Origin of the sequence: Streptomyces sp. NPDC046915 (assembly GCF_040644935.1) — a bacterium.
Classification (GTDB): domain Bacteria; phylum Actinomycetota; class Actinomycetes; order Streptomycetales; family Streptomycetaceae; genus Streptomyces.
The window spans coordinates 1-25,111 of sequence record NZ_JBEYXB010000007.1; the positions used below are offsets into that span (position 1 = coordinate 1).

A 25,111-nucleotide genomic window follows, 5' to 3' on the forward strand; every position below is an offset into this window, starting at 1 on the left:
ACGCCCGGTTACATTCCGAACCCGGAAGCTAAGCCTCACAGCGCCGATGGTACTGCAGGGGGGACCCTGTGGGAGAGTAGGACACCGCCGAACAATCTTTGGAAGGACCCCTGGTCACCAGCGTTCAGCTGGGACCAGGGGTCCTTTTCTTTTTTCCGGAGCGCACCGGGTACTCGGTTGCGCGAGAATGACTTGCGGTACCGCAGACAGGAGTCATCATGTCCACCAACTCTCCCGGCGACCGACCGGAGCGCGACCCGCGGCGGCGGGACAGTGGTGACCGCGGTGACCGCCGTCCGTACCAGGGCGGGCAGCGCCGTGACAACGACCGTGGTGACCGGGGCGGTTACGGCCGGCGTGACGACCGCGATGCCCGCGGTCCCCGCCGTGACGACGACCGCGGTGGCTATGGTCGCCGTGATGACCGACGTGATGACCGCCGCGACGACCGGGGCGGGTTCCGGGGCCGTGACGACCGTGACCGTGGATTCCGCCGTGACGACCGGGCCGAGCGTCCTGAGCGCGGTGGCTTCCGGCGAGATGACAACCGAGGCGACCGCGGCGGGTTCCGCGGCCGTGACGACCGGAGGGATGACCGTCGCGACGGTCAGCGTTCCGACTTCCGTCGTGACGACCGCCGTGATGACCGGCGTGACGACCGGCGGGGCGGTGAGCGTCCTGGCTTCCGTCGTGATGACCGCCGTGATGACCGGCGTGACGATCGTCGTGGTGGCGACCGGCCCGACTACCGCCGCGATGACCGTCGTGGTGGCGACCGGCCCGACTACCGCCGCGATGACCGGCGTGATGACCGTCGGGGTGGTGAGCGTCCTGGCTTCCGTCGTGATGACCGCCGTGATGACCGGCGTGACGATCGTCGTGGTGGCGACCGGCCCGACTTCCGTCGTGACGACCGGCGTGATGACCGTCGTGGTGGCGACCGCCCCGACTACCGCCGCGATGACCGCCGGGACGATCGTCGTGGTGGCGACCGGCCCGACTTCCGCCGTGACGATCGGCGGGACGACCGTCGTGACGACCACCGCGGCGGTTTCCGTCGTGACGACCGCCGCGATGACCGCCGCGATGACCGCGGTGGCGGTTTCCGTCGTGACGACCGCCGCGATGACCGCGGTGGCTTCCGGGGCCGTGACGATCGCGGACGTGACGACCGTGGGCGTGGTCCTCGCCGGGATGACCGCGGTGGTCGACCCGGTGGCTTCCGGGGGCGGGACGACCGTAGGGACGACCGCCGTGGCGGTGGCCGCTTCCGGGACGAGCGGGACCGGGACCGGGAGCCCATCAAGCGGCTGCCGATCCCCGAGGACGTCACCGGTGACGAGATCGACAAGGACGTACGGCAGGAGCTCCAGAGCCTGCCCAAGACGCTCGCCGACGATGTCGCCAAGAACCTGGTGATGGTCGCCCGGCTCATCGACGAGGACCCCGAGGGTGCCTACGGCTACTCCAAGGTGGCCCTGCGGCTGGCGTCCCGTGTCGCGGCCGTACGGGAGGCCGGCGGATTCGCCGCGTACGCGAACCAGAAGTACAGCGAGGCGCTCGCCGAGTTCCGGGCCGCGCGGCGGATGACCGGCAACGTGGACCTGTGGCCCGTGATGGCCGACTGCGAGCGTGGGCTCGGGCGGCCGGAGAAGGCGCTGGACATGGCCGGGGCGCCCGAGGTGCAGAAGCTCGACAAGGCCGGGCAGGTCGAGATGCGGCTCGTCGCGGCCGGCGCCCGGCGTGACATGGGACAGCTGGACGCGGCGATCGTGACGCTCCAGAGCCCCGAGCTGGCGTCCAACTCCGTTCAGCCGTGGACCGCGCGCCTGCGCTACGCCTACGCCGACGCGCTGCTCGCCGCCGACCGGCGGGGCGAGGCGCGGGACTGGTTCGCCAAGGCCGTCGAGGCCGACCGGGACGGCAGCACGGACGCCTCGGACCGGCTGGCGGAGCTGGACGGCGTGGAGTTCGTCGACGCGCTCGACGAGAGCGAGGACGAGGAGCACGGCGGCACCCAGCACGGCGGCACCCAGCACGTCGACACCCAGCACGTCGACACCGACGTCGACACAGACGGCGACGACGACTGACGTACGCGCAGTGACAGGGCAGTGACAGGGCGGGATCCCCAGGGGTCCCGCCCTTGGACGTCAGAGATCCAGTGCCCGCAGCACCAGGCCCGAGGCCGGTTTCGGGCCGAACGACGTCGACTTGCGGGGCATGGTCACGCCCTGCCGGGCCAGGTCGCGGACGACCTCCTCGCGGACCGGGTGCATCAGGACCGCCGTGCTGCCGTCGCCTTCCGCCTTGGCGACCGTGGCCCCCGCGTCGTGGATGTAGGCGATGTGCGCGGGAGAGTCCTCGGGGACGTGCCAGACGTGTTCGAGGAGCGTGGCGTGCAGAACGGTGGCGTCGAGGGTGCGCCAGGCGGCCGGGCGGTCCGTGGGGACCGTACGGGCCAGGAGGTCCTGGTCCGGGCGGTCCACCAGATGGAAGGCGCCGTCGCCGGCGAGCAGGAAGGCGTTGCCGGTGCAGGCCGAGTCGGCGAGGGTCACCAAGGCCTCGGGCAGCGGTTTCTCCACGCGGGTCACGCGGAACAGGCCGTCGAGGGCCGACAGCGCTTCGGCTACCGGCAGGCCGTGCAGCAAGCGGTGAATGGCACGCACGCGGAGCGGATAGCGGACCGTGTCGACCAGGAGGACCAGGCCGTGGTCCCACGGGCTCGGGGAGGGATGCTCCGCGCGTAGAAGCCGGTAGGTCGCCCAGCGGTGGTGGCCGTCGGCGATCAGGGCCTGATGGCCGGCCAGGTCCGACTGGACGAGAGCCAGCTCGGCGGGGTCGGTCACCGACCAGAGGCGGTGGTGGAAGCCGTCCTCCGTGGTCGTCGACAACAGGGCGGTGCGTTCGGCGGTGCGTTCGATCACCTCGGCCGTGACACCGTTGCCCCGGTACGTCAGGAGCAGCGGTTCGAGGTTCGCGGAGGTCGCGCGCATCAGGGCGGCGCGTTCCGCGACGACGGGCGGCATGACGTCCTCGTGGGGCAGGACCACGCCCTCCGACGGATCCGAGACGCGCAACGCGCCGATGAGGCCGCGCTGGAGCATGCCCGCGTCGTCGCACTGCTCGTAGACGTAGAGGCCCGGTTCCGGGTCGGCGGTCAGGACGCCCTCGGCCAGCCAGCGGCGCAACGTGTCGGCCGCCTGTTCGGTGCGGGCGCTGGGGGTACCGGCCTGGGGCAGGATCAGCCGGACGATGTTGTACGGGTCGGCGGACTGGAGGTGGTGCAGGCCGTCGGGGCGTACGACGACGTCGTACGGCGGGGAGGTGACGGCGGCCAGACTGCCGACCCGGTCGGGGTCGTAGCGGAGGCCTCGGAACGGGGCGAGTTCCAGGCCCCGGGGCGCCGTTGCTTCCGAGTGACCTGCAGTGTTCATCCCGGCATCGTACGTGTGTCAGTGGCGTGCGGCATGATCGGGGGAAGAGCGATCGAACGAGGAGCGATGCGGAATGAGCCAGGGCGTCAGGACCCGGCCCGAGGGCAGTGAGCGCCCCCTGAGCAGCGCGTACGACACGGCACTGCTCGACCTGGACGGGGTGGTGTACGCGGGCGGGAGCGCGATCGCGCACGCCGTCGACTCGCTGGCGGTTGCCCGGGACGGAGGGATGCATCTGGCGTACGTCACCAACAACGCGCTGCGGACGCCCGACGCGGTGGCCGGGCATCTGACGGAGCTGGGCATACCGACGGGCGCCGGTGATGTCATCACCTCCGCGCAGGCCGTCGCGCGGCTGATCAGCGAGCAGGTGCCGGCGGGGGCGCGGGTACTGGTGGTCGGCGGTGAGGGGCTGCGGGTGGCGCTGCGCGAGCGTGGCCTGGAACCGGTGGAGTCGGCGGACGACGATCCGGTGGCGGTCGTGCAGGGGTACGGCGGGCCGGAGCTGCCCTGGGGGCGTTTCGCGGAGGCGTCCTACGCCGTCGCGCGCGGGGTGCCCTGGTTCGCGTCCAACACCGACCTGACGATTCCCAGTGGACGGGGCATCGCGCCGGGCAACGGCGCGGCCGTGGAGGTCGTACGGATCGCGACCGGCGCCGAGCCGCAGGTGGCGGGCAAGCCGCTGCCGCCCATGCACCGGGAGACGATCCTGCGCACGGGAGCGGAGCGGCCGCTGGTGGTCGGGGACCGGCTGGACACGGACATCGAGGGCGCCTTCAACGGGGACGTCGACTCGCTGCTGGTCCTCACCGGCGTGACCGACGGCGCCCAGCTGCTGGCCGCGCCGCCGCAGCACCGGCCGACGTATGTGGACGCCGATCTGCGCGGGCTGCTCACCGGGCAGCCGGAGGTCACGGAGGCGGGCGGCGGCTTCCGCTGCGGCGGCTGGACGGCGCGGGCCGGGGACGGGCGGCTGGAGCTGGAGGGCGAGGGCGAGGCGCTCGACGGACTGCGGGCGCTGTGCGCCGCGGCCTGGACGGCGGCCGGCGACGGCTCCTGCGAACTGGACGGGGAGAAGGCGCTGGCGCGACTCGGACTCTGAACTGCCGGACTCCGAACGCCGGTCGGTGAGCGCCGGTCGGTGAGCGCGACCACGGGATCGAGTTCGGATGCGAGGGTAGGCTAACCTAACTCCGTGTTGGTCGACAGTCCCCTCGAACAGCGCGCGGATGCCGCCCCCGCGCCCCCAACCCGCCGGGCGGTACGGTCCCTTGGGCTCCTGGTCGCGGTCGCGATCCTGGTGCTGGTCGCCTTGGCGAGCATCGCGATCGGCGCGAAAGAGCTGTCGCTGGACCAGGTGTGGCACGGCCTGTTCCATGACACGGGGACGTACGGCGACGTCGTCGTCGACGAGCGGCTCTCGCGTACCCTCCTAGGACTCCTGGCCGGTGCCGCGCTCGGCCTGTCCGGGGCGGTGCTCCAGGCGCTCACCCGCAACCCGCTGGCCGACCCCGGACTCCTCGGCATCAACGCGGGTGCGTCGGCCGCGGTCGTCACGGCCATCACCTACTTCGGCGTCACCAGCCTGACCGGCTATGTGTGGTTCGCGTTCGTGGGCGCCGCGGCCGTCGGTGCGCTGGTGTGGTTCCTCGGCGGCAGCCGGGGGGCGACACCGGTACGGCTCGCGCTCGCCGGTACGGCGATCAGCGCCGCGCTCTACGGCTACCTCCAGGCCGTGATGATCACGGACGACGCGGCGCTCGGCAAGATGCGGTTCTGGACGGTGGGTTCGCTGTCCTCGGCCACCGACTCGACCATCACGCAGGTCCTGCCGTTCCTCGGGGCCGGCACGGTCCTCGCGCTGCTGCTCGCCCGGCCGCTGAACGCCGTGGCGATGGGCGACGACACCGCCCGTGCCCTCGGCGCCAACCTGGGCCGCACCCGCGCCCTGGCCATGCTCGCCGCCACCGTGCTGTGCGGGGCCGCGACCGCCGCCTGCGGCCCGATCATGTTCGTCGGCCTGATGGTGCCGCACGTCGTGCGCTCCTTCACCGGCCCCGACCTGCGCTGGATCCTGCCGTACGCCACGGTCCTGTCACCCGTGCTGCTGCTCGGCGCCGATGTCATCGGCCGGATCGTCGCCCGGCCCGCGGAGCTCCAGGTCGGCATCGTCACCGCGGTCATCGGCGGCCCGGTCTTCATCTTCCTGGTCCGACGGCGGAGGACGGCGCAGCTGTGAGCACCCATCAGAAGGGCCCCGCGGTCCGTGCCCTGCGCACCCCCGGAGGGCTCTCCGTACGCGTGGACGTCCGCACGCTGACCGTCGTCGTCCTGCTGCTGCTCGCCGCGCTCACCGCGAGCGTCCTGCTGATCGGCACCGGTGACTTCCCGATCTCCGCCACCGACGTCCTCAAGACGCTGACCGGCAACGGCAACCAGATCCAGGAGTACATCGTCCGCGACCTGCGCCTGCCGCGGGTCCTGGTCGGCCTCCTGGTCGGTGCCTCGCTGGGTCTCGGCGGCGCCCTGTTCCAGTCCGTCTCCCGCAACCCGCTGGGCAGCCCGGACGTGCTCGGCCTCTCCCAGGGCTCGACGGCCGGGGCGCTCGTCGTGATCGTGCTGCTGTCCGGGAACGCCACGGAGGTCACCCTCGGCGCGCTGATCGGCGGCCTGGTGACCGGGTTCGCCATCTACCTGCTCGCGTGGAAACAGGGGGTGCACGGCTACCGGCTGGTCCTGGTGGGCATCGGCGTCTCCGCGGTCGTCACGGCGGTCAACGGCTACCTGCTCACCAAGGCCGACCTGGTCGACGCGGCCCGTGCGGTCGTGTGGATGACCGGCTCCCTCAACGGCCGTGACTGGGACCAGGTCTGGCCGCTGCTCGGCCTGTGCGCGGTGCTCGTACCGCTCGTCCTCGCCAACGCGCGCGGCCTCAGGGCGATGGAGATGGGCGACGACGTCAGTCACGCCCTCGGGGTGCGGGTGGAGCGGGTACGGCTGGTGCTGATGGTCTCCGCCGTACTGCTGACCGCCGCGGCGACCGCCGCCGCGGGGCCCGTCAGCTTCGTGGCGCTCACCGCGCCGCAGCTCGCCCGGCGCCTGACCCGCTCGCCGGGGCCCAACCTGGTGCCCTCCCTGTGCATGGGCGCCACGCTGCTGGTCACCGCCGACTGGGCCGCACAGCGCGCCTTCGGCGCCGACCAGCTGCCCGTGGGCGTGGTCACCGGCGTCCTGGGCGGCCTCTACCTGCTGTGGCTGCTGGTCACCGAGCGCAAGGCGGGCCGGATATGAGCACCACCCACGGCACCGCCAACGGCACCACCCGAGACGCCACCCGAGACGCCACCCGAGACACGACCCGCGACACCACCGGCGAGACGAACCACCGAAGGAGCACCGTGAACCGCCTGTCCGCCGAGAACGTCACCCTCGCCTACGACCAGCGCGTCATCGCCGAGCAACTGTCGGTGGAGATCCCCGACAACTCCTTCACGGTGATCGTCGGCCCGAACGCGTGCGGCAAGTCGACGCTCCTGCGGGCGCTGTCGCGGATGCTCAAGCCCAGCGAGGGCCGGGTGCTGCTCGACGGGCAGGTCATCCAGTCGATGCCCGCGAAGAAGGTCGCGCGGACGCTCGGCCTGCTGCCGCAGTCGTCGATCGCACCGGACGGGATCACCGTCGGTGACCTGGTGGGCCGCGGCCGGTATCCGCACCAGGGGATCCTCAGGCAGTGGTCCGCCGAGGACGAGCGGGTGGTGCAGGAGTCCATGGCGCAGACCGGGGTCGCCGAGCTGGCCGACCGGTATGTGGACGAGCTGTCCGGCGGTCAGCGGCAGCGCGTGTGGATCGCGATGGCGCTCGCCCAGCAGACCCCGCTGCTGCTCCTCGACGAGCCCACCACCTACCTGGACATCCAGCACCAGATCGACGTCCTCGACCTGTGCGCCGAGCTGCACGAGACCCGGGGCCGCACCCTGGTCGCCGTCCTGCACGACCTCAACCACGCCGCCCGGTACGCCACCCACCTCATCGCCCTGCGCGGCGGCCGGGTGATCGCCGAGGGGGCGCCGGGCGACATCGTCACGGCCGAACTGGTCGAAGAGGTCTTCGGGCTGCGCTGCCAGGTCATCGACGACCCGGAGACGGGCACGCCGCTGGTGGTGCCGGCCGCGCGCAGGGCACGCGCGCGGGTGAGCGCGGCCGGCGCTACAGAAGCTTCCTGAGCCGGAACAGGTCCAGCAGGCTCGCTTCCAGCTTGATCCGGCTCGACCCCCAGGCCTTGGCGAAGTTCAGCTCGCCGTCGACCATCGCGACCAGGTCGTCGCCGGTCATGGCCAGCCGGATCTGGGCCTTCTGGGGCGGGGGGCCCTGAAGGGTCTCGTCGATCTCGATCCGGCCGCCGGTGAGCCGGCCGGCGAAGGTGACGTCCAGGTCGGTGACGTGGCAGCTCACGGAGCGGTCCATGGCCGCGGCCGCGCGGACGTCGCCCTCGGCACCCTGCATGTTGTCCGAGAGCTTTTCCAGCGCTGCCCGGCACTCATCGATCGTCGCCATCGCGATCGACGGTACCGCAGCGCTTCGCGGTAGCGTCGGGGCATGAGCGACAGCGACTCCGTGCCCCGCGCCGAGGCGGGCGAGGAGGCGGAGGCTCCGGTCGAACTCGCGTACGACCCGGCTGCCCCCGCTCCCCTGAACGTGGCCCGCACCCCCACCGGCAACGCCGACGTGGACGCCCAGCTGGAGCGGCTGGCCGACGCCGACCACCTCGCCGCCGACGGGCATCTGGAGGTGTACGAGGATGTACACCGGGGGCTGCGCGACGCGCTCACCGCGCTCGACGCCCGCCCGGGACCTCCGGCGCCCCCATCGCCTCACGGGAACAGGAGCTGAACCGAACGTGGCAGGAGTCGCACGCCGCCGTCTGGACGCGGAGCTGGTCCGCCGGAAGCTCGCGCGCTCGCGCGAGCACGCGAGCCAGCTGATCACCGCCGGGCGGGTCACCGTCGGCAGGACCGTCGCGACCAAGCCGGCCACGCAGGTGGAGACCGCCGCCGCGATCGTCGTCGCGACCGACGACAGCGACCCGGAGTACGTATCCCGGGGCGGCCACAAACTGGCCGGCGCGCTGGCGGCCTTCGTCCCTCAGGGGCTGGTCGTCGAGGGGCGGCGCGCGCTGGACGCCGGCGCGTCCACCGGGGGGTTCACCGATGTCCTCCTGCGGGCCGGTGCCGCGCAGGTCGTCGCCGTGGACGTGGGATACGGACAACTCGCATGGTCTCTCCAGAGCGATGAACGCGTCACCGTCAAGGACCGTACGAACGTACGCGAGTTGACGCTTGAAGCGATCGATGGGGAACCTGTGGATCTTGTCGTGGGTGATCTGTCCTTCATCCCGCTCGGGCTGGTGCTGCCGGCCCTGGCGCGGTGCGTGAAGCCGGACGCCGACCTGGTGATGATGGTCAAGCCGCAGTTCGAGGTGGGGAAGGAACGGCTGGGCAGCGGGGGTGTCGTACGGAGTCCGCAGCTGCGGGCGGAGGCCGTGCGGGGCGTGGCCGAGAAGGCGTGGGAGCTCGGACTCGGGGTGCAGGGTGTCACCGCTAGTCCGCTGCCCGGGCCCTCCGGGAACGTCGAGTACTTTCTGTGGCTGCGTGCCGGGGCGCCCGCTCCGGACGCGGCCGATGTTGACCGTGCAGTGGCGGAGGGGCCGCGTTGACACAGAACCGAGCTCGTACTGTTTTCCTGCTCGCGCACACCGGGCGGCCGGCGGCCATCCGCAGTGCCGAACTGGTGGTCAAGGGGCTGTTGCAGGCGGGCGTGGGCGTGCGGGTGCTCGAGTACGAGGCGCGTGACCTGCCGCTGCCCGAGGAGGTGGAGCTCGTCGAGGAGGCGACCCCGCAGAGCCTCGACGGCTGCGAGCTGCTCATCGTGCTCGGCGGCGACGGGACGCTGCTGCGCGGCGCCGAGTTCGCCCGGGCGTCCGGCGTGCCGATGCTCGGCGTCAACCTCGGCAGCGTCGGGTTCCTCGCGGAGGCCGAGCGGGACGACCTCGACAAGGTCGTGGACCGGGTGGTGACGAAGTCGTACGAGGTCGAGGAGCGGATGACCGTCGACGTCGTCGTGCACCGCAACGGCGACATCGTGCACACCGACTGGGCGCTGAACGAGGCGGCCGTGCAGAAGGCGGGCGCCGAGAAGCTGCTCGAGGTCGTGCTGGAGATCGACGGTCGTCCGGTGACCGGGTTCGGCTGCGACGGCATCGTGCTGTCGACGCCGACCGGGTCCACGGCGTACGCGTTCTCCGCGGGCGGGCCCGTGGTGTGGCCCGAGGTGGAGGCGCTGCTGATGGTGCCGATCAGCGCGCACGCGCTGTTCGCGAAGCCGTTGGTGACCTCGCCGAACTCCGTGCTCGCGGTCGAGGTGCTGCCTCACGTCCCGGCGGGGGTCCTGTGGTGTGACGGCCGGCGGACCGTCGAGCTGCCACCGGGCGCGCGGGTCGAGGTGCGGCGCGGGGCCGTGCCGGTCCGGCTGGCCCGGCTGCACCACGCGTCGTTCACGGACCGGCTCGTGGCGAAGTTCGCGCTGCCGGTGTCCGGATGGCGGGGGGCACCTCACTAGACCTCCACCCGCCCGGGTGACAGGGCACCTCGCACTTCCGTGGCCGGACCTCGTATGGTCTTCTCCGTGCTGGAAGAGATGCGGATACGGTCACTCGGGGTCATCGACGACGCCGTCGTCGAGCTGTCGCCCGGGTTCACCGCCGTCACCGGTGAGACGGGTGCGGGCAAGACCATGGTGGTCACCAGCCTGGGGCTGTTGCTGGGCGGGCGGGCTGATCCGGCGCTCGTGCGGATCGGGGCCGGGAAGGCGGTCGTGGAGGGGCGGATCGCCGTGCCTCCGGGGGCCTCGGCCGTCGTACGGGCCGAGGAGGCCGGGGCCGAGCTGGACGACGGGGCGCTGCTGATCAGCCGTACCGTCTCCGCCGAGGGGCGCTCCCGGGCGCACCTCGGCGGGCGGAGCGTGCCGGTGGGGCTGCTGGCCGAGCTGGCCGACGACCTGGTGGCCGTGCACGGGCAGACCGACCAGCAGGGGCTGCTGAAGCTGACCCGGCAGCGGCAGGCGCTCGACCGGTACGCGGGCGACGCCGTCGCCGTGCCGCTGGCCAAGTACGGCGAGGCCTACCGGCGGCTGCGGGCCGTCTCCGTCGAGCTGGAGGAGATCGTCACGCGCGCGCGTGAGCGGGCCCAGGAAGCCGACATGCTGCGGTACGGGCTCGACGAGGTCGCGGGCGTGGAGCCACGGGCCGGCGAGGACGTGGAGCTCGCGGAGGAGGCGGAGCGGCTGGGGCACGCGGAGGCGCTGGCGTCCGCCGCCACGGCCGCGCACGCCGCCCTGGCGGCCAATCCCGAGGACCCCGAGGGCATCGACGCGGCCACACTCGTGGCGGGCGCGCACCGGGCCCTGGAGGCCGTGCGGTCGCACGATCCGGCGCTGGCCGCCCTCGCCGACCGGATCGGTGAGATCGGGATCCTGCTCGGCGATGTGGCGGGCGAGCTCGCCGGGTACGCCGACGACCTGGACGCCGATCCGCTGCGGCTGGCCGCCGTGGAGGAGCGCAGGGCGGCGCTGACCGCTCTCACGCGGAAGTACGGGGACGACATCAACGCCGTCCTGGCATGGGCCGAGCAGGGCGCCGCGCGGCTGACCGAACTGGACGGCGACGACGAGCGGATCGGTGAGCTGACCGCCGAACGGGACGCGTTGCGTGCCGAACTGGGCGGGCTGGCGCAGGCCTTGACGGACGCGCGGACGGAGGCCGCCGAGCGCTTCGCCGCCGCGGTGACCGCCGAGCTGGCCTCGCTCGCCATGCCGCACGCGCGCGTGTCCTTCGACATCCGGCAGACCGAGGACCCGGAGGGCGCCGAGGTCGGCGGGCGGACGGTCGCCTACGGGCCGTCGGGCGTGGACGAGGTGGAGCTGCTGCTCGCCCCGCACCCGGGTGCCCCGCCGCGGCCCATCGCCAAGGGCGCGTCCGGCGGTGAGCTGTCGCGCGTGATGCTCGCCGTGGAGGTCGTGTTCGCGGGTACGGACCCCGTGCCGACGTATCTCTTCGACGAGGTCGACGCCGGTGTCGGCGGCAAGGCGGCGGTCGAGATCGGGCGGCGGCTCGCACGGCTCGCGAAGACCGCGCAGGTCGTGGTCGTCACCCACCTTCCGCAGGTCGCCGCCTTCGCCGACCGGCAGCTGCTGGTCGAGAAGACCAACGACGGGTCCGTCACCCGGTCCGGTGTGAAGGTGCTGGAGGGCGAGGAGCGGATCCGCGAGCTGTCCCGGATGCTGGCCGGTCAGGAGGACTCGGAGACGGCCCGCGCCCACGCGGAGGAACTGCTGGCGACGGCCAGGGCGGACATGTAGCGGGTGGGGCTCGCGGGCGGTGGCATCCCGCGCGGCGATCGTGTGACGGCTCGGGCGTGCTGCTGAGGAAGCTCGGGCGGGTGGGCGGTTATTCACTCGTCCGGGTGCGGCTCGGTCGCCGTACGGGCCGTCCCGGCGGGATCGGAGCTCCCCGGGGTGCCCGGAACGCCCGTGCGTGCTGGCATCCTTGGCAGGGAACCCGGTAGGCGTAGGAGGCGCGCGGCACACCCCTCCGCCCGATACCTTCTGTACGTCCCTTCGTGACCGCCCGACGCCGAACCAGGAGCCCCGGCCACGTGAGCCCCGCGAGCAGTACCTCACCGCACGGTCAGTCGCCGCTGCGCACCGTGCAGGTCCTGGGCGGAGGCAACGCCGGCAGCAGCGCGCACGTGCGCTCCCTGGCCGCCGGTCTGGTCGCGCGGGGCGTGCGGGTCACGGTGTGCGCCCCCGTCGAGGCGGATCACACCTACGACTTCACCGGCGTCGGCGCCGACCACGTGCACGTGCCCCGCAGCAGCGACCCGGTGTCGGTGGCGGCGCTGCGGGCGGCCTGCTCGCACGCGGACCTGGTGCACGCGCACGGGCTGCACGCCTCCTTCCGGGCCGTGCTGGCGCTCAGCGGCCGGCACACCCCGCTCGTCGTCACCTGGCACAACCGGGCCGAGGTCGAGGGCGCGCGGGCGCATCTGCTGCGGGTGCTGGAGCGGCGGGTGGTGCGGACGGCCGCCGTGGTGCTGGGCACGACCTCGGACCTCGTGGACCGGGCGAGGCGCAGCGGAGCCCGCGACGCCCGGCTGGCCGCCGTCGCCCTGCCCGGGTCGCGCCCACCCGTGGACCGGGACGACCCCGACCGGCTGCGCCCCAAGGCGCGGGCCGAACTCGGCGCCACCGGCCGTCCGTTGCTCATGGCGGTCGGCTCCCTCGACCGGCAGCGGGGCTACGACGTCCTGCTGGACGCGGCCCGTCTGTGGTGCCGCCGGGACCCCGTGCCGCTGCTCGTCATCGCGGGGGAGGGGCCGTTGCGCGCGGAGCTCCAGCGGCGGATCGAGGCGGAGGAGCTGCCGGTCCGGCTCATCGGGCGCCGGGACGACATCGGTGAACTGCTCGCCGCCGCCGACATCGCGCTGCTGTGCAGCAGCTGGGAGTCCCGCTCCGTCCTCGCCCAGGAGGCCCTGCACGCGCGCGTGCCGCTCGTCGCGACCGCCGTGGGCGGAATCCCCGACCTCGTGGGCGGCGCCGCCGAACTCGTCCCGTACGGGGACGCGGAGGCGCTCGCGGATGCCGTCGTCGGGCTGCTCGCCGACCCCGAGCGCTGCGCGGAGCTCGCGGACAGGGGCGTACGGCAGGCGGCCACCTGGCCCAGCGAGGACCAGACGGTCGCCCAGGTCCTCAGCGTGTACGACGAGTTGACCCAGCCCCTGCCGCTGCCCTGAGCCCGCCCGAGGGCCGGGGCCGTCCGCCCCGCCTGTCGCACCGGCCCGAAGCCCGGCACCGTAGGGTGCGCGCCGCGTCGGCACAGACCGAGTGGCCGGCCGGCGCGCGGGCTGATCGGGCGCGGCCCGGCCGGCGTCGATGGGGCGCCGTCCGTTTCCTGCGACCCGATCCGCCGGACAGGCCTAAGGCACGTGCCGGCGGGCCCGTAGCGCCAGGCTCAACGCCAGTACCGTCTGCGGGTCGTCGAGGTCGGTGCCCAGCAACTCGCCGATGCGGGCGAGGCGGTTGTAGAGGGTCTGGCGGTTGAGGTGCAGCTCGCGGGCGGTCTCGGCCTTGCGGCCCGCATGGGCCAGGTACGTCTCCAGCGTGGGCAGCAGCGGCGGCTTGGAGCGGTGGTCGTGGTCGCGCAGCGGACCGATGGCCCGGTCCACGAAGGCCGCCAGGTCCGGGTGGTCGCGCAGCCGCCACAGCAGCAGGTCGATGTCCAGGCGCCGGGCGTCGTACCAGGGCCGGTCGCTCAGGCCCTGCGCCGCCGTCGCCGTCTCCGCCGCGTGTCTGAGCCCGGCCGACGCCGCCGCCCAGCCACCGGCCATCCCGACCACCACCACGGGCGGCTGGGCCCCGGGCCGCTGCATCCCCGCCCGTTCCACCCCGGCCCGCAGCGCCGCCGCGACCCGGTCCGCGACCGTCGGCCGCTCCGCCTCCGAGCGCAGCCCCACCAGCAACGGGACCCGGCCCTCGACCGGCCGCACGCCGAGCAGCACCGGCACCCCGACCGCGGCCAGCTCCTCGGCGACCGCGCGGGCCAGGACCGCCCAGCCCCCGCCGGGGGAGAGCGCGTCGCCGAGCCGCATCACGACCGGCAGCAGCGGGCTGCCGCCCGGCTTGAAGCCCAGCACCCGGGCCTGCGCCGGGGCGTCCTCCGCCGCGATCCTGCCCTCGGCGAGATCGGTGAGGAAGTCGCCGCGCCCCCGCGCCGCCAGCTCCTCCTCCTGCCGGGCCTGCATCAGCACCACGGCGAGGATGCCCGCGGCCCGCTCGGCGGCCATGCGGTGCACCGGGGCGAGCGGCCCCAGAACGGGCAGCAGCACCAGCCGGGCCCGCACCGAGCCCGTGCCCGGACCGCCGCCGGGCACGTCCACGAGCACCGAACCGGCCGGTGGCGGGGCGTCCTTGTGGGGGCCGCGCAGCCCCTCCCACACCTGAAGCGGGTCCGTACCCTCGGGCCCGGCCCCGGCGGCGTACAGCAGCTGGCCGTCCGTGGTCTCCAGGAAGACCGGGTTGCCGCTGAAGTCGGCCAGGATGCCCAGTACCTGCGGCACCCCGCCGCCGCCGAGGAGGGCCTCGGTACAGCGCCGGTGCACCTCCTCCGCCCGCTGGAGCAGCGCGTAGTGGCCGTTGACGATCTCGGTGTGGATCTCCTCGGTGACCGTGACGAAGGGCACCTCGCGGTGCAGCTGGACCAGCGGCAGCCCGGCGCCGCGGGCGGTGTCCACCAGGGCGGCCGGCAGCCGGGCGAAACGCGGTCCCAGCTCCACGACCAGGGCGGCGATGCCCCGCTCGGCGAGGGTGCGGACGAACGCCCGCTGCTCGGCCGGGCGGGTGCCGAGACCGTAACCGGTGGTGAGCAGCAGCTCGCCGCCCTTCAGCAGCGAGGCGATGTTGGGCACCTCGCCCGCGTGCACCCAGCGGACGGTGCGCCCCAGCCGGTCGGCGCCGGCCAGGATCTCCGGCAGGCCGCTGCGCAGCCCGGGCAGCTCCAGGGCTCGCTGAACGGTGATCCCGGCGCCCTGGCCGGCGAATCCGCCGCTGTCCGCACTGCTGTTCATGCAGCGGACGCTACCTGCGAAGACTCCTGGAAGACAGCTTCGGCCCCCGCGCCGGGGCCAACGGCCTACACCGGCTTGATGTTGTGGTTGAAGCGGAACACGTTGTCGGGGTCGTACGCCCGCTTCACCTTCTCCAGCCGCAGCAGGTTCCCGGCGCCCAGGCCCGCTCCGACCCGCTCGGGCCCCTCGTCGCCGACCAGGCCGAGGCAGACGGCGCCGGCGCTCCACGGCCGGACGCCGGCGCGGGCGTCCCGTACCCAGGCGAGGGCCCGCTCGTCGTCGGCGGGGTCGGCCCAGCGGGCGAAGGGGTGCACGACCCAGGGCGCGTCCCGGTACGGAACCGGGTACTGGACGGGTCCCGCGGCGACCGCGCCGCCGAGCGGGAAGAGCATGTGCCAGGACCCGCCCGGCACCGGCAGGGCCTCCGCGCGGGCGCAGAAGACGTCCACCAGTTCGTCGGGCAGACCGGTGACACACTCCGCCGACCAGTGGGCGCGCAGCCCGGGAGGGACGTCCAGCAGCGCCCCGGCGCCCGGCGGCTCAGCCTCGTGCGGCAGCGCGAGCAGCGGCTGGGCGAGCTTGCGCAGGTCCGCCGCACCGCCCGCGTACGTCAGCAGCGCGCCGTACACGGGTCTGCCCGCGGTCGGGTACGTCACGGCGCCGCCCAGCCGGTCGGGGCCGCCGGTGATGATCTCGCGGAAGGCACGCACCACCTCCCGCCCGTACTCGGGGAGGTACAGCAGCAGCGCGACGGAGAACTCCGGCAGCTCGCGCAGCTCCAGGGTGAGCGCGGTGGCGATGCCGAAGTTGCCGCCGCCCCCGTGCAGCGCCCAGAACAGCTCCGGGTTCTCGTCGGGGTTGGCGTGGACCCGTTCGGCGTCGGCGGTGACCAGCTCGACGCCGATCAGGCCGTCGACGGCGAGACCGAAGGCACGGTCCAGCCGGCCGGTGCCGCCGCCCAGGACGAAGCCGGCGACGCCGACGGCGGAGGTCCGGCAGCCGGTGGTGGCGAGGCCGTACGGCCGGGTGGCCCGGTCGAGACGGCCCATCGTGGCGCCGCCTTCGACCCGTACCGCCTCCGCCGCCGGATCGACGGTCACCTCGTGCATCCGGCGCAGGTCCACCACGAGCGCCCCGTGGTCCGGAGAGGGGCCCGCGGCGCCGTGGCCGCCGCCGCGCACGGCGATGTGCAGGTCCAGATCCCGGGCGAAGCGCACCGCCCGTACGACGTCCGCCTCGTGCGCGCATCGCGCGATCACCGCGGGCCGCCGGTCGGCCCTCGCGTCGAAGAACGCGCGGGCCTCGTCGTAGCCCGGGTCCCCCGGCGCGAACACGTCACCGGTCAGATCCGCACGCAACGCGTCGAGCGCCGCGCCCGCCTTGGAGTGGGAAGCCATGGCGGCCCCCTTCCGAAAAGGGTGCCGCTTCCAGCCTAGGCGGGCGCGCCGTGCGGGCGCCCGGTGCGGAGGGCGTCAGCCGCCGTACGCGCCCGAAGCCGTCAGGCGCAGTGCCGTGTCGATCAGCGGCACGTGGCTGAAGGCCTGCGGGAAGTTGCCGACCTGGCGCTTGCGGCGCGGGTCCCACTCCTCGGCGAGCAGACCGAGGTCGTTGCGCAGGGACAGCAGCTTCTCGAACAGCTTGCGGGCCTCGTCCACGCGGCCGATCATCGCCAGGTCGTCCGCCATCCAGAACGAGCAGGCCAGGAAGGCGCCCTCGTCGCCGGGGAGACCGTCGACGCCCTCGTGCTCGCCCTCCGTCGGGTAGCGCAGGATGAAGCCGTCCGAGGTGGACAGCTCGCGCTGGATCGCCTCGATGGTGCCGATGACCCGCTTGTCGTCGGGCGGCAGGAAGCCCATCTGCGGGATCAGCAGCAGCGAGGCGTCCAGTTCCTTCGAGCCGTACGACTGCGTGAACGTGTTGCGTTCCTTGTCGTAGCCCTTCTCGCACACGTCCCGGTGGATGTCGTCGCGCAGCTCGCGCCACCGCTCCAGCGGGCCGTCGGCGTCGCCGGACTCGATCAGCTTGATCGTGCGGTCCACCGCCACCCAGGCCATGACCTTGGAGTGCACGAAGTGGCGGCGTGGTCCGCGCACCTCCCAGATGCCCTCGTCCGGCTCGTCCCAGTGGTCCTCCAGGTAGCGGATCAGCTTCAGCTGGAGCAGGGAGGCGTAGTCGTGGCGGGCCAGGCCGGTCATGTGGGCCAGGTGCAGGGCCTCGGTGACCTCGCCGTACACGTCCAGCTGGAGCTGGTGCGCGGCGCCGTTGCCGACCCGGACCGGGGCGGAGTTCTCGTAGCCGGGCAGCCAGTCCAGCTCGGCCTCGCCCAGCTCGCGCTCTCCGGCGAGGCCGTACATGATCTGGAGGTTCTCGGGGTCGCCGGCGACGGCCCGGAGCAGCCACTCGCGCCAGGCGCGGGCCTCCTCGCGGTAGCCGGTGCGCAGCAGGGAGGACAGCGTGATCGCCGCGTCGCGCAGCCAGGTGTAGCGGTAGTCCCAGTTGCGGACGCCGCCGATGTCCTCCGGCAGGGAGGTCGTGGGGGCGGCGACGATGCCGCCGGTCGGGGCGTACGTCAGGGCCTTCAGCGTGATCAGCGAGCGGATCACCGCCTCGCGGTACGGCCCGTGGTACGTGCAGTGCTCGACCCACTCGCGCCAGAAGTCCTCCGTCGCCTCCAGCGACTGCTCGGGCTCCGGCAGCGGCGGCGGCTCCTTGTGGGAGGGCTGCCACGAGATGGTGAACGCGATCCGGTCACCCGGGGCGACGGTGAAGTCGGCGTAGGTCGTCAGCGACTTCCCGTACGTCTCGGCCTCCGTGTCGAACCACACGGAGTCCGGTCCGGCGACGGCGACCGTACGTCCCTCGTGCTTGTGCACCCACGGCACCACCCGGCCGTAGGAGAACCGCATCCGCAGGGCCGAGCGCATCGGCACCCGGCCGGACACGCCCTCGACGATCCGGATCAGCTGGGGCGCCCCGTCACGCGGGGGCATGAAATCGGTCACGCGGACCGTCCCGCGCGGGGTGTCCCACTCCGACTCCAGGATCAGCGAGTCGCCCCGGTAGGTGCGCCGGGCGGCTGTGGGCGGTTCGGCGTCGGCCGCGTGGGCCGGACCGAGTCGCCAGAAGCCGTGCTCCTCGGTGCCCAGCAGACCGGCGAAGATGGCATGTGAGTCGAAGCGGGGCAGGCACAGCCAGTCCACTGTCCCGTCACGGCAGACCAGGGCAGCGGTCTGCATGTCTCCGATGAGTGCGTAGTCTTCGATGCGCCCGGCCACGTGCATCTCCAGTCGAACGGCCACGTCGCCCCCGCAGAAGGGGGCTGTCGCTAGTGCGGTCAAGGGGTCGTTGTTGTGCGTCGTTGAGCGGTGAAGCAAAGCAGCCCGCCGAGCCCTGAGGCAAAACGACAGTCTTTGCTCAACGAACTGACGAGCTCTCGTTGTTCCGGTGCTTATCGGCGGGGGTGGTGCCGTGTTTTCCGGGCGGGCTCGGCAGCGAGTGTCCGAGCAGGATACGACGCACGTAGATGATCTGCGTCCCGCTCCGGGCAACCCGTGTGAGCCGAACGAGTGAGCCTCGGGTGAGAAACCCGTGCTCGTGGCACGTCCGTGGCGGCCCGTGCGCGGAGCGTGGCCGGAAGCCATCTCTCCGAGGCGCTGATACCCTGGTAGCCCGTGGACCGGTGGGCACGAAACCCCCGAACCGCAGCGACGGCGCCGCCGCGAGAAATCCCTGTTTCTCCGGGCCGGCAGCCGGACAGCACCCCAGACCGCGACCACGGGAGCCCCCTCTTGGCCATGCCGCCCGCTGCTTTCCGAACCAGCACCACGACGACCAAGCACATCTTCGTCACCGGGGGTGTCGCCTCCTCTCTCGGCAAGGGCCTCACGGCCTCCAGCCTCGGCATGCTGCTCAAGGCCCGCGGTCTGCGCGTCGTGATGCAGAAGCTCGACCCGTACCTGAACGTCGATCCGGGCACGATGAATCCGTTCCAGCACGGTGAGGTGTTCGTCACCAACGACGGCGCCGAGACCGACCTGGACATCGGACACTACGAGCGCTTCCTTGACCGCGACTTGGACGGCTCCGCCAACGTCACTACAGGCCAGGTGTACTCGACCGTCATCGCCAAGGAGCGGCGGGGTGAGTACCTGGGTGACACGGTGCAGGTCATCCCGCACATCACCAACGAGATCAAGCACCGTATCCGGCGCATGGCGACGGACGAGGTGGACGTGGTGATCACCGAGGTCGGCGGCACGGTCGGCGACATCGAGTCGCTGCCGTTCCTGGAGACCGTCCGCCAGGTCCGCCACGAGGTCGGCCGGGACAACGTCTTCGTGGTGCACATCTCGCTGCTGCCCTACATCGGCCCCTCGGGCGAGCTGAAGACCAAGCCGACCCAGCACAGCGTGGCCGCGCTCAGGAACATCGGAATCCAGCCGGACGCGATCGTGCTGCGGTGCGACCGCGAGGTCCCCACCGCGATCAAGCGCAAGATCTCCCTGATGTGCGACGTCGACGAGGCAGCCGTGGTCGCCTGCCCCGACGCCCGTTCGATCTACGACATCCCCAAGACGGTGCACGGCGAGGGCCTGGACGCGTACGTCGTCCGCAAGCTCGACCTGCCCTTCCGTGACGTGGACTGGCGGACCTGGGACGACCTGCTCGACCGCGTCCACAACCCCGACCACGAGATCACCCTCGCCCTGGTCGGCAAGTACATCGACCTGCCCGACGCCTACCTCTCGGTGACCGAGGCGCTGCGGGCCGGCGGCTTCGCCAACCGGGCCCGCGTCAAGATCAAGTGGGTCACCTCGGACGACTGCAAGACCCCGGCCGGCGCCAAGGCGCAGCTCGCCGACGTCGACGGCATCTGCATCCCCGGCGGCTTCGGCGACCGCGGTGTGCTCGGCAAGGTCGGCGCCATCCGCTACGCCCGCGAGAACAAGATCCCGCTGCTCGGCCTCTGCCTGGGCCTCCAGTGCATCGTGATCGAGGCCGCGCGCAACCTGGCGGACGTCTCCGACGCCAACTCCACCGAGTTCGACCCGGCCACCGCCCACCCGGTCATCTCCACCATGGCCGAGCAGCTCGACATCGTCGCGGGCGAGGGCGACATGGGCGGCACCATGCGCCTGGGCATGTACCCGGCGAAGCTGGCCGAGGGCTCGATCGTGCGCGAGGTGTACGACGACAAGGAGTACGTCGAGGAGCGCCACCGGCACCGCTACGAGGTGAACAACGCCTACCGCGCCGAGCTGGAGAAGAAGGCCGGGATCCTCTTCTCGGGCACCTCGCCGGACGGCAAGCTCGTCGAGTACGTCGAGTACCCGCGCGACGTCCACCCCTACCTGGTCGCCACGCAGGCGCACCCCGAGCTGCGCTCGCGGCCGACCCGTCCGCACCCGCTGTTCGCCGGGCTCGTGAAGGCCTCGGTGCAGCGGAAGAATTCCAAGTAACACACCAGTTGTACGGTGGCCGGGGTGCATACCTTCAAAGGGTGGGCACCCCGGTTTCGTTGAGCCGGTTTCTCTTGCACGTGTGGAAGGACAGGGCATGACGATCAAGGACACTCCGGAGGAGTGGGAGATCCGGGCGACGGAGACCCCCTTCGTGGGCAACAAGACCTCCGTCCGCACGGACGACGTGGTCATGCCCGACGGCTCGGTGGTCCGCCGCGACTACCAGGTCCACCCGGGTTCCGTGGCCGTCCTCGCCCTGGACGACGAGGACCGTGTCCTGCTCATCAAGCAGTACCGCCACCCCGTCCGGCACAAGCTGTGGGAGATCCCGGCGGGCCTGCTCGACGTGCCGGGCGAGAACCCGCTGCACGCGGCGCAGCGCGAGCTGTACGAGGAGGCGCACGTCAAGGCCGAGGACTGGCGGGTGCTGACCGACGTGTACACCACCGCCGGCGGCTGCGACGAGTCCGTGCGGATCTTCCTCGCCCGCGGCCTTTCGGAGGCCGAGGGGGAGCGCTTCGAGGTCGAGGACGAGGAGTCCGACATGGAGCACGCGCGCGTGCCCGTCGACGAGCTCGTCCGTGGGGTGCTCGCCGGCGATCTGCACAACAACTGCCTCGTCGTCGGAGTCCTGTCGCTGGTCGCCGCCCGCACCGGCGACGGACTCGACGCGCTGCGGCCGGCGGAGGCGCCGTGGCCGGCGCGTCCGTTCGAGTCCTGAACCCGGCCGCCGCGCGTAAGGGGCCCGAGCGGCCGATCCGGTGTGACGATCGCCTGATCCGATTGGGGGACGTATCCGCCGTGCTCCTCCCGGACCGTTGCAGAGCGTGAACTAGGCTCTGCAAACGCCCGGACCGGAGTCCCGGCGGGCGCCGGTGTGCGGTTGGTTGGACGGGAGTGTGGCCCGTGGCGGAACAGGCGGTGGACACAGGCGGTGTGCGGCTGTCCGGCAAGTCGGCCGCGCCGAGCCATTTCCTGGGCCGTACACGGGAGTTGAAGGAGCTGCGCGCCGACATCGAGCGCGCGGGCCTGGACACCATCTCCGGTCGCAAGGCCCCCCGCGCGCGCGTGCTCCTGATCGCCGGCCGCCCCGGCTCCGGTCGCACGGCGCTCGCCGAGGAACTCGTACGGCAGGTCGCCGAGCGTTACGAGGACGGTGTGCTGCGGGTCCGCCTCAGCGCCCCCGACGGCACCCCCGTCCCCGTCGAGCGCACCGCCCGCGAACTGCTCACCGCCCTGGGCCTGCCCACCCCGCCCGGAGCCGCCGAGGACGAGCTGACCGAGGCGCTGCGGGCGGCCCTGGCCGAGCGCCGCGTGCTGCTCCTGCTGGACGACGCGGCGAGCGCCGAGCAGGTCGACGCGCTGCTGCCGGACGCCCCGGACTGCCTCGTCGTCGCCGTGTCCGGCGGCCCGCTCACCGGGATCGCGGACGTCCGCCCGTGCACCCTGGGCGGCCTCGACACCAAGTCGGCGCTGGAGCTGCTGAACCGCTTCACCGGCTCGGTCCGCATCACCGTCGACCCACGGGCCGCGGAGAACCTGGTCGAGGTGTGCCAGGCCCAGCCCGCCGCGCTCACCCTGGCGGGCGGCTGGCTGGCCGCCCGCCCCAAGATGGCCGTGTCCGACCTGGCCAAGCGCCTGCACGCCGAGACCGACGAGGGCACGCCGCTGTCCCGGGTGTTCCGCTTCGTCTACGACCAGCTGCCGGGCCCGGCGGCCCGGATACTGCGGCTGCTCTCCATGGCCCCGGCCGGTCTGGTCGACCCGCACACCGCCTCCGCGCTGGCCGGCACCTCGGTCGGCGGCGCCCGCGCGGCTCTGGACGAGTTCGTCGCCCTGGGCCTGCTGCGGGCGGTGGCCTCCCCGCTGCCGCAGTACGAGGTGTCCGGCTGCCTCCAGCCCCTGCTGCACGCGCTCGCCGAGACCCAGGACCGCCCCGGGGAGCTCCAGCTGGCCCGCGCGCGCATGCTGGAGCGGACCGTGCGGCTGCTTCAGTCCTGCCGGGCGATCACCGAGACGGACCATCCCGAGCTGCGCGAGAAACTCCAGGGCATGCCGACCGAGCTGCGCTTTGCGACGCCGAGGGCGGCCGAGGACTGGCTGCGCGTCCGCCGGCCCGCCCTGCTGGCCGCGGCCCGGCTCGCGGTCGCCGACGGGGAGCTGGACACGCTGGCCCGCCGCCTGATGTCCCAGCTGGTCAGGGCCATGGCGGCGCACTTCGGCACCGAGGCGGCCGCGCCCGACCTGTACGGCGTGCACCGCCTCGTCCTGGACGTGGCCGAGCGCCGGAACCTGCCCCGGGAGCGGGCCGCCGCCCTGCTGAACCTCGCCGACCTGGACGCCCGGACCGGCCGCACGCGGGACGCGCTGGCCCGTTACCGGGCCGCGCTGGACGCCGGACGCCAGGCGAACGACCCGTACGCGACCGGCCGCGCGATGGAATCCGTAGGAGGTGCCCACCAGGAGCTGGGGGACTACGACCGGGCCGCCGACTGGTTCGGGCGGGCGCTCGCCCAGCGCCTGGCCCGGGGGGAGCGCGCGGACGCCGCCCGGCTGTACGGCCGTATCGCGGGCGCCCACACCTTCGCGGGCCGCTACGGGGAGGCGCTCAGGAACTGGCGCGCGGCCGGCGCCGTGTACCGCAAGGACGGTGACGTCGGCGCCTACGCAAGGGCGTTGAGCGAAGTGGCCCGGGTCCAGGAGTACGCAGGCCGGCCCACGGAGTCGCTGCGTACCTGCCAGGAGGCGGTGGAGTGGGCGCGCCGTGCCGAGGACCCCCGTTTGCAGGCCGCGATCCAGCTTCGCCTGGCCGACACCCTCGAGCGCCTCGGCGACTCCGCCGCCGCCCGACTGCACCGCTCGGCGGCCGAGCGCATGCTGGGTGAGGGGGCCCCGGAGGGCCCTGACGGCGGGAATGAGCCGGAACACGGCGCGAGTGCCTGCGAAATCTGCAGTGCATCCGGCGAAGATTGATGCAATGAAAGGCTAGACAGCCGGAACACCTTCATTAAACTGGCTCTGCCGCACGTTCTCCGGCGGTGTCTCCCGGTGTGCCCCGGCATGCCTGGGTATGCCTAGTAATGCCCCCACACCCTCTGAGCCAAGGACCGTGATCGACGTGAAGGTCGGCATCCCCCGCGAGGTCAAGAACAACGAGTTCCGGGTGGCCATCACCCCCGCCGGCGTGCACGAGCTGGTGCGCCACGGCCACCAGGTCGTCGTCGAGCGGAACGCCGGTGTCGGCTCCTCGATCCCGGACGGGGAGTACGTGGCGGCCGGCGCGCAGATCCTGGAGACGGCCGACGAGGTCTGGGCCTCCGCCGACCTGCTGCTGAAGGTCAAGGAGCCCATCGGTGAGGAGTACCACCGCCTCCGCAAGGACCAGATCCTCTTCACCTACCTGCACCTGGCCGCTTCGAAGGAGTGCACGGACGCCCTCCTGGAGTCCGGCACCACGGCGATCGCCTACGAGACGGTCGAGCTCGCGAACCGCGCCCTGCCGCTGCTCGCCCCGATGTCCGAGGTCGCGGGCCGCCTCGCCCCGCAGGTCGGCGCCTACCACCTGATGGCCGCGGCCGGCGGCCGCGGTGTGCTGCCCGGCGGTGTCCCGGGTGTGCCGGCCGGCAAGGCCGTCATCATCGGCGGAGGTGTCTCCGGCTGGAACGCCGCGCAGATCGCCATCGGCCTGGGCTTCCACGTGACCCTGCTCGACAAGGACATCAACAAGCTCAAGGAAGCCGACAAGATCTTCGGTACGAAGATCCAGACCGTCGTCTCCAACGCCTTCGAGCTGGAGAAGGCCTGCCTCGACGCCGACCTCGTCGTCGGCGCCGTGCTCATCCCGGGCGCCAAGGCCCCGAAGCTGGTCACCAACGAGCTGGTGTCCCGGATGAAGGCGGGAAGTGTTCTTGTCGACATCGCGATCGACCAGGGCGGCTGCTTCGAGGACTCCCACCCGACCACGCACGCCGAGCCGACCTTCCGGGTCCACAACTCGGTCTTCTACTGCGTCGCCAACATGCCGGGCGCGGTGCCCAACACCTCCACCTACGCGCTGACCAACGCCACGCTCCCGTACATCGTGGAACTGGCCGACAAGGGCTGGGTGGAGGCGCTGCGCCGCGACGCCGCGCTGGCCAGGGGCCTCAACACGCATGACGGCAAGGTCGTTTACAAGGAAGTCGCCGAGGCTCACGGCCTGGAGCACGTGGAGCTCGAGACCCTGCTCGGCTGATCCCCGGTCACCAAGTCGCCAAGACGCATAAGGCGATACGTCAACACCGGTCGTCAACGAAGCGCGCCCGGCCGGACCTTGCCCGACAAGGTCCGGCCGGATGTGTGTATGGTCACTTTGCGACTTGCGGTCAACTCGCCTCGAACGTAACCCTTCGACCGATTCGCACACCGGTGAAACCTGCTGTGCGACGGCCGTACGCCCTTGACAGCGGGATGTTTCATTGCCGACACATCCTGCCGGGTCCGGCGGATTGTGTTGCTGCGGACCGCCGACACGCCATAGAGTCGCCAACCGTCGGCA

19 protein-coding genes and 1 rRNA gene are annotated in these 25,111 nt (G+C 72.6%); 15 read left to right on the top strand and 5 right to left on the bottom strand.

The window, feature by feature from the left end; all coding sequences use genetic code 11:
- A 5S ribosomal RNA gene (gene rrf / locus ABZ915_RS19010) occupies positions 1-93 on the top strand; the annotation flags it as partial.
- A 1,217-nt stretch (positions 94-1,310) separates the two neighbouring features.
- Positions 1,311-2,093, top strand: coding sequence for a hypothetical protein (locus tag ABZ915_RS19015; protein ID WP_361805093.1), 783 nt, complete (start codon positions 1,311-1,313; stop codon positions 2,091-2,093).
- A gap of 60 nt (positions 2,094-2,153) precedes the next feature.
- Here the strand turns inward: ABZ915_RS19015 and ABZ915_RS19020 are convergent, their stop codons facing one another.
- On the bottom strand, positions 2,154-3,437 hold the full coding sequence (locus tag ABZ915_RS19020) for a DUF1015 domain-containing protein (protein WP_361803899.1): 1,284 nt from the start codon (positions 3,435-3,437) through the stop codon (positions 2,154-2,156).
- A gap of 73 nt (positions 3,438-3,510) precedes the next feature.
- Here ABZ915_RS19020 and ABZ915_RS19025 point away from each other — a divergent pair, with 73 nt between their 5' ends.
- The 4 genes from ABZ915_RS19025 (at position 3,511) to ABZ915_RS19040 (ending at position 7,660) form a co-directional block, all read left to right on the top strand.
- Positions 3,511-4,539: an HAD hydrolase-like protein gene (locus ABZ915_RS19025; protein WP_361803902.1), complete on the top strand. Its 1,029-nt coding sequence runs from the start codon at positions 3,511-3,513 to the stop codon at positions 4,537-4,539.
- Between the two features lie 93 nt (positions 4,540-4,632).
- Complete coding sequence (locus ABZ915_RS19030; protein ID WP_361803905.1) at positions 4,633-5,676, top strand: iron chelate uptake ABC transporter family permease subunit; 1,044 nt, start codon at positions 4,633-4,635, stop codon at positions 5,674-5,676.
- Positions 5,673-6,728, top strand: a complete 1,056-nt coding sequence (locus tag ABZ915_RS19035; protein ID WP_361803908.1) for an iron chelate uptake ABC transporter family permease subunit — start codon at positions 5,673-5,675, stop codon at positions 6,726-6,728. The genes ABZ915_RS19030 and ABZ915_RS19035 overlap by 4 nt, the downstream gene beginning before the upstream one ends.
- Positions 6,725-7,660 carry an ABC transporter ATP-binding protein gene (locus ABZ915_RS19040; RefSeq protein ID WP_361803911.1) on the top strand — a complete coding sequence of 312 codons (936 nt, stop codon included), beginning with the start codon at positions 6,725-6,727 and terminating at the stop codon, positions 7,658-7,660. Before ABZ915_RS19035 ends, ABZ915_RS19040 begins: the two co-directional genes overlap by 4 nt.
- On the opposite strand, the gene ABZ915_RS19045 is transcribed toward ABZ915_RS19040, so the two are convergent.
- Positions 7,644-7,991: a sterol-binding protein gene (locus ABZ915_RS19045; RefSeq protein ID WP_361803914.1), complete on the bottom strand. Its 348-nt coding sequence runs from the start codon at positions 7,989-7,991 to the stop codon at positions 7,644-7,646. The genes ABZ915_RS19040 and ABZ915_RS19045 overlap by 17 nt on opposite strands.
- A 42-nt stretch (positions 7,992-8,033) precedes the next feature.
- Between ABZ915_RS19045 and ABZ915_RS19050 the strand changes: the two genes are divergently transcribed.
- From ABZ915_RS19050 to ABZ915_RS19070, 5 genes are all read left to right on the top strand, one after another.
- Complete coding sequence (locus tag ABZ915_RS19050) at positions 8,034-8,327, top strand: hypothetical protein (RefSeq protein ID WP_361803917.1); 294 nt, start codon at positions 8,034-8,036, stop codon at positions 8,325-8,327.
- 7 nt (positions 8,328-8,334) lie between these two features.
- Positions 8,335-9,150 (top strand): TlyA family RNA methyltransferase, encoded by an 816-nt coding sequence (locus ABZ915_RS19055; RefSeq protein WP_361803920.1) that lies wholly within the window; start codon positions 8,335-8,337, stop codon positions 9,148-9,150.
- A complete protein-coding gene (locus ABZ915_RS19060) occupies positions 9,147-10,052 on the top strand; it encodes an NAD kinase (RefSeq protein WP_361803923.1) in 906 nt (301 codons plus the stop codon). The genes ABZ915_RS19055 and ABZ915_RS19060 overlap by 4 nt, the downstream gene beginning before the upstream one ends.
- Positions 10,053-10,106: 54 nt before the next feature.
- Positions 10,107-11,849, top strand: coding sequence for a DNA repair protein RecN (recN, locus tag ABZ915_RS19065; protein WP_361803926.1), 1,743 nt, complete (start codon positions 10,107-10,109; stop codon positions 11,847-11,849).
- A 296-nt stretch (positions 11,850-12,145) separates the two neighbouring features.
- Positions 12,146-13,282, top strand: coding sequence for a glycosyltransferase family 4 protein (locus ABZ915_RS19070; RefSeq protein ID WP_361803929.1), 1,137 nt, complete (start codon positions 12,146-12,148; stop codon positions 13,280-13,282).
- Between the two features lie 183 nt (positions 13,283-13,465).
- Here the strand turns inward: ABZ915_RS19070 and ABZ915_RS19075 are convergent, their stop codons facing one another.
- From ABZ915_RS19075 to ABZ915_RS19085, 3 genes are all read right to left on the bottom strand, one after another.
- Positions 13,466-15,112: a PucR family transcriptional regulator gene (locus ABZ915_RS19075; RefSeq protein WP_361803932.1), complete on the bottom strand. Its 1,647-nt coding sequence runs from the start codon at positions 15,110-15,112 to the stop codon at positions 13,466-13,468.
- A gap of 65 nt (positions 15,113-15,177) precedes the next feature.
- Positions 15,178-16,509 (bottom strand): FAD-binding oxidoreductase, encoded by a 1,332-nt coding sequence (locus tag ABZ915_RS19080; protein WP_361803935.1) that lies wholly within the window; start codon positions 16,507-16,509, stop codon positions 15,178-15,180.
- Between the two features lie 75 nt (positions 16,510-16,584).
- Complete coding sequence (locus ABZ915_RS19085; protein WP_361805096.1) at positions 16,585-18,387, bottom strand: glycoside hydrolase family 15 protein; 1,803 nt, start codon at positions 18,385-18,387, stop codon at positions 16,585-16,587.
- 519 nt (positions 18,388-18,906) lie between these two features.
- On the opposite strand from ABZ915_RS19085, the gene ABZ915_RS19090 reads away from it, so the two are divergent.
- From ABZ915_RS19090 to ald, 4 genes are all read left to right on the top strand, one after another.
- Entirely contained in the window at positions 18,907-20,571 is a 1,665-nt protein-coding gene (locus ABZ915_RS19090) for a CTP synthase (RefSeq protein WP_361803938.1), read from the top strand.
- Between the two features lie 97 nt (positions 20,572-20,668).
- Positions 20,669-21,295 carry an NUDIX hydrolase gene (locus ABZ915_RS19095; protein WP_361803941.1) on the top strand — a complete coding sequence of 209 codons (627 nt, stop codon included), beginning with the start codon at positions 20,669-20,671 and terminating at the stop codon, positions 21,293-21,295.
- A gap of 185 nt (positions 21,296-21,480) precedes the next feature.
- Positions 21,481-23,547, top strand: a complete 2,067-nt coding sequence (locus ABZ915_RS19100) for a tetratricopeptide repeat protein (protein WP_361803944.1) — start codon at positions 21,481-21,483, stop codon at positions 23,545-23,547.
- A 136-nt stretch (positions 23,548-23,683) separates the two neighbouring features.
- Positions 23,684-24,808 (top strand): alanine dehydrogenase, encoded by a 1,125-nt coding sequence (ald, locus tag ABZ915_RS19105; RefSeq protein ID WP_361803947.1) that lies wholly within the window; start codon positions 23,684-23,686, stop codon positions 24,806-24,808.
- The last annotated feature ends 303 nt before the right edge of the window (positions 24,809-25,111 follow it).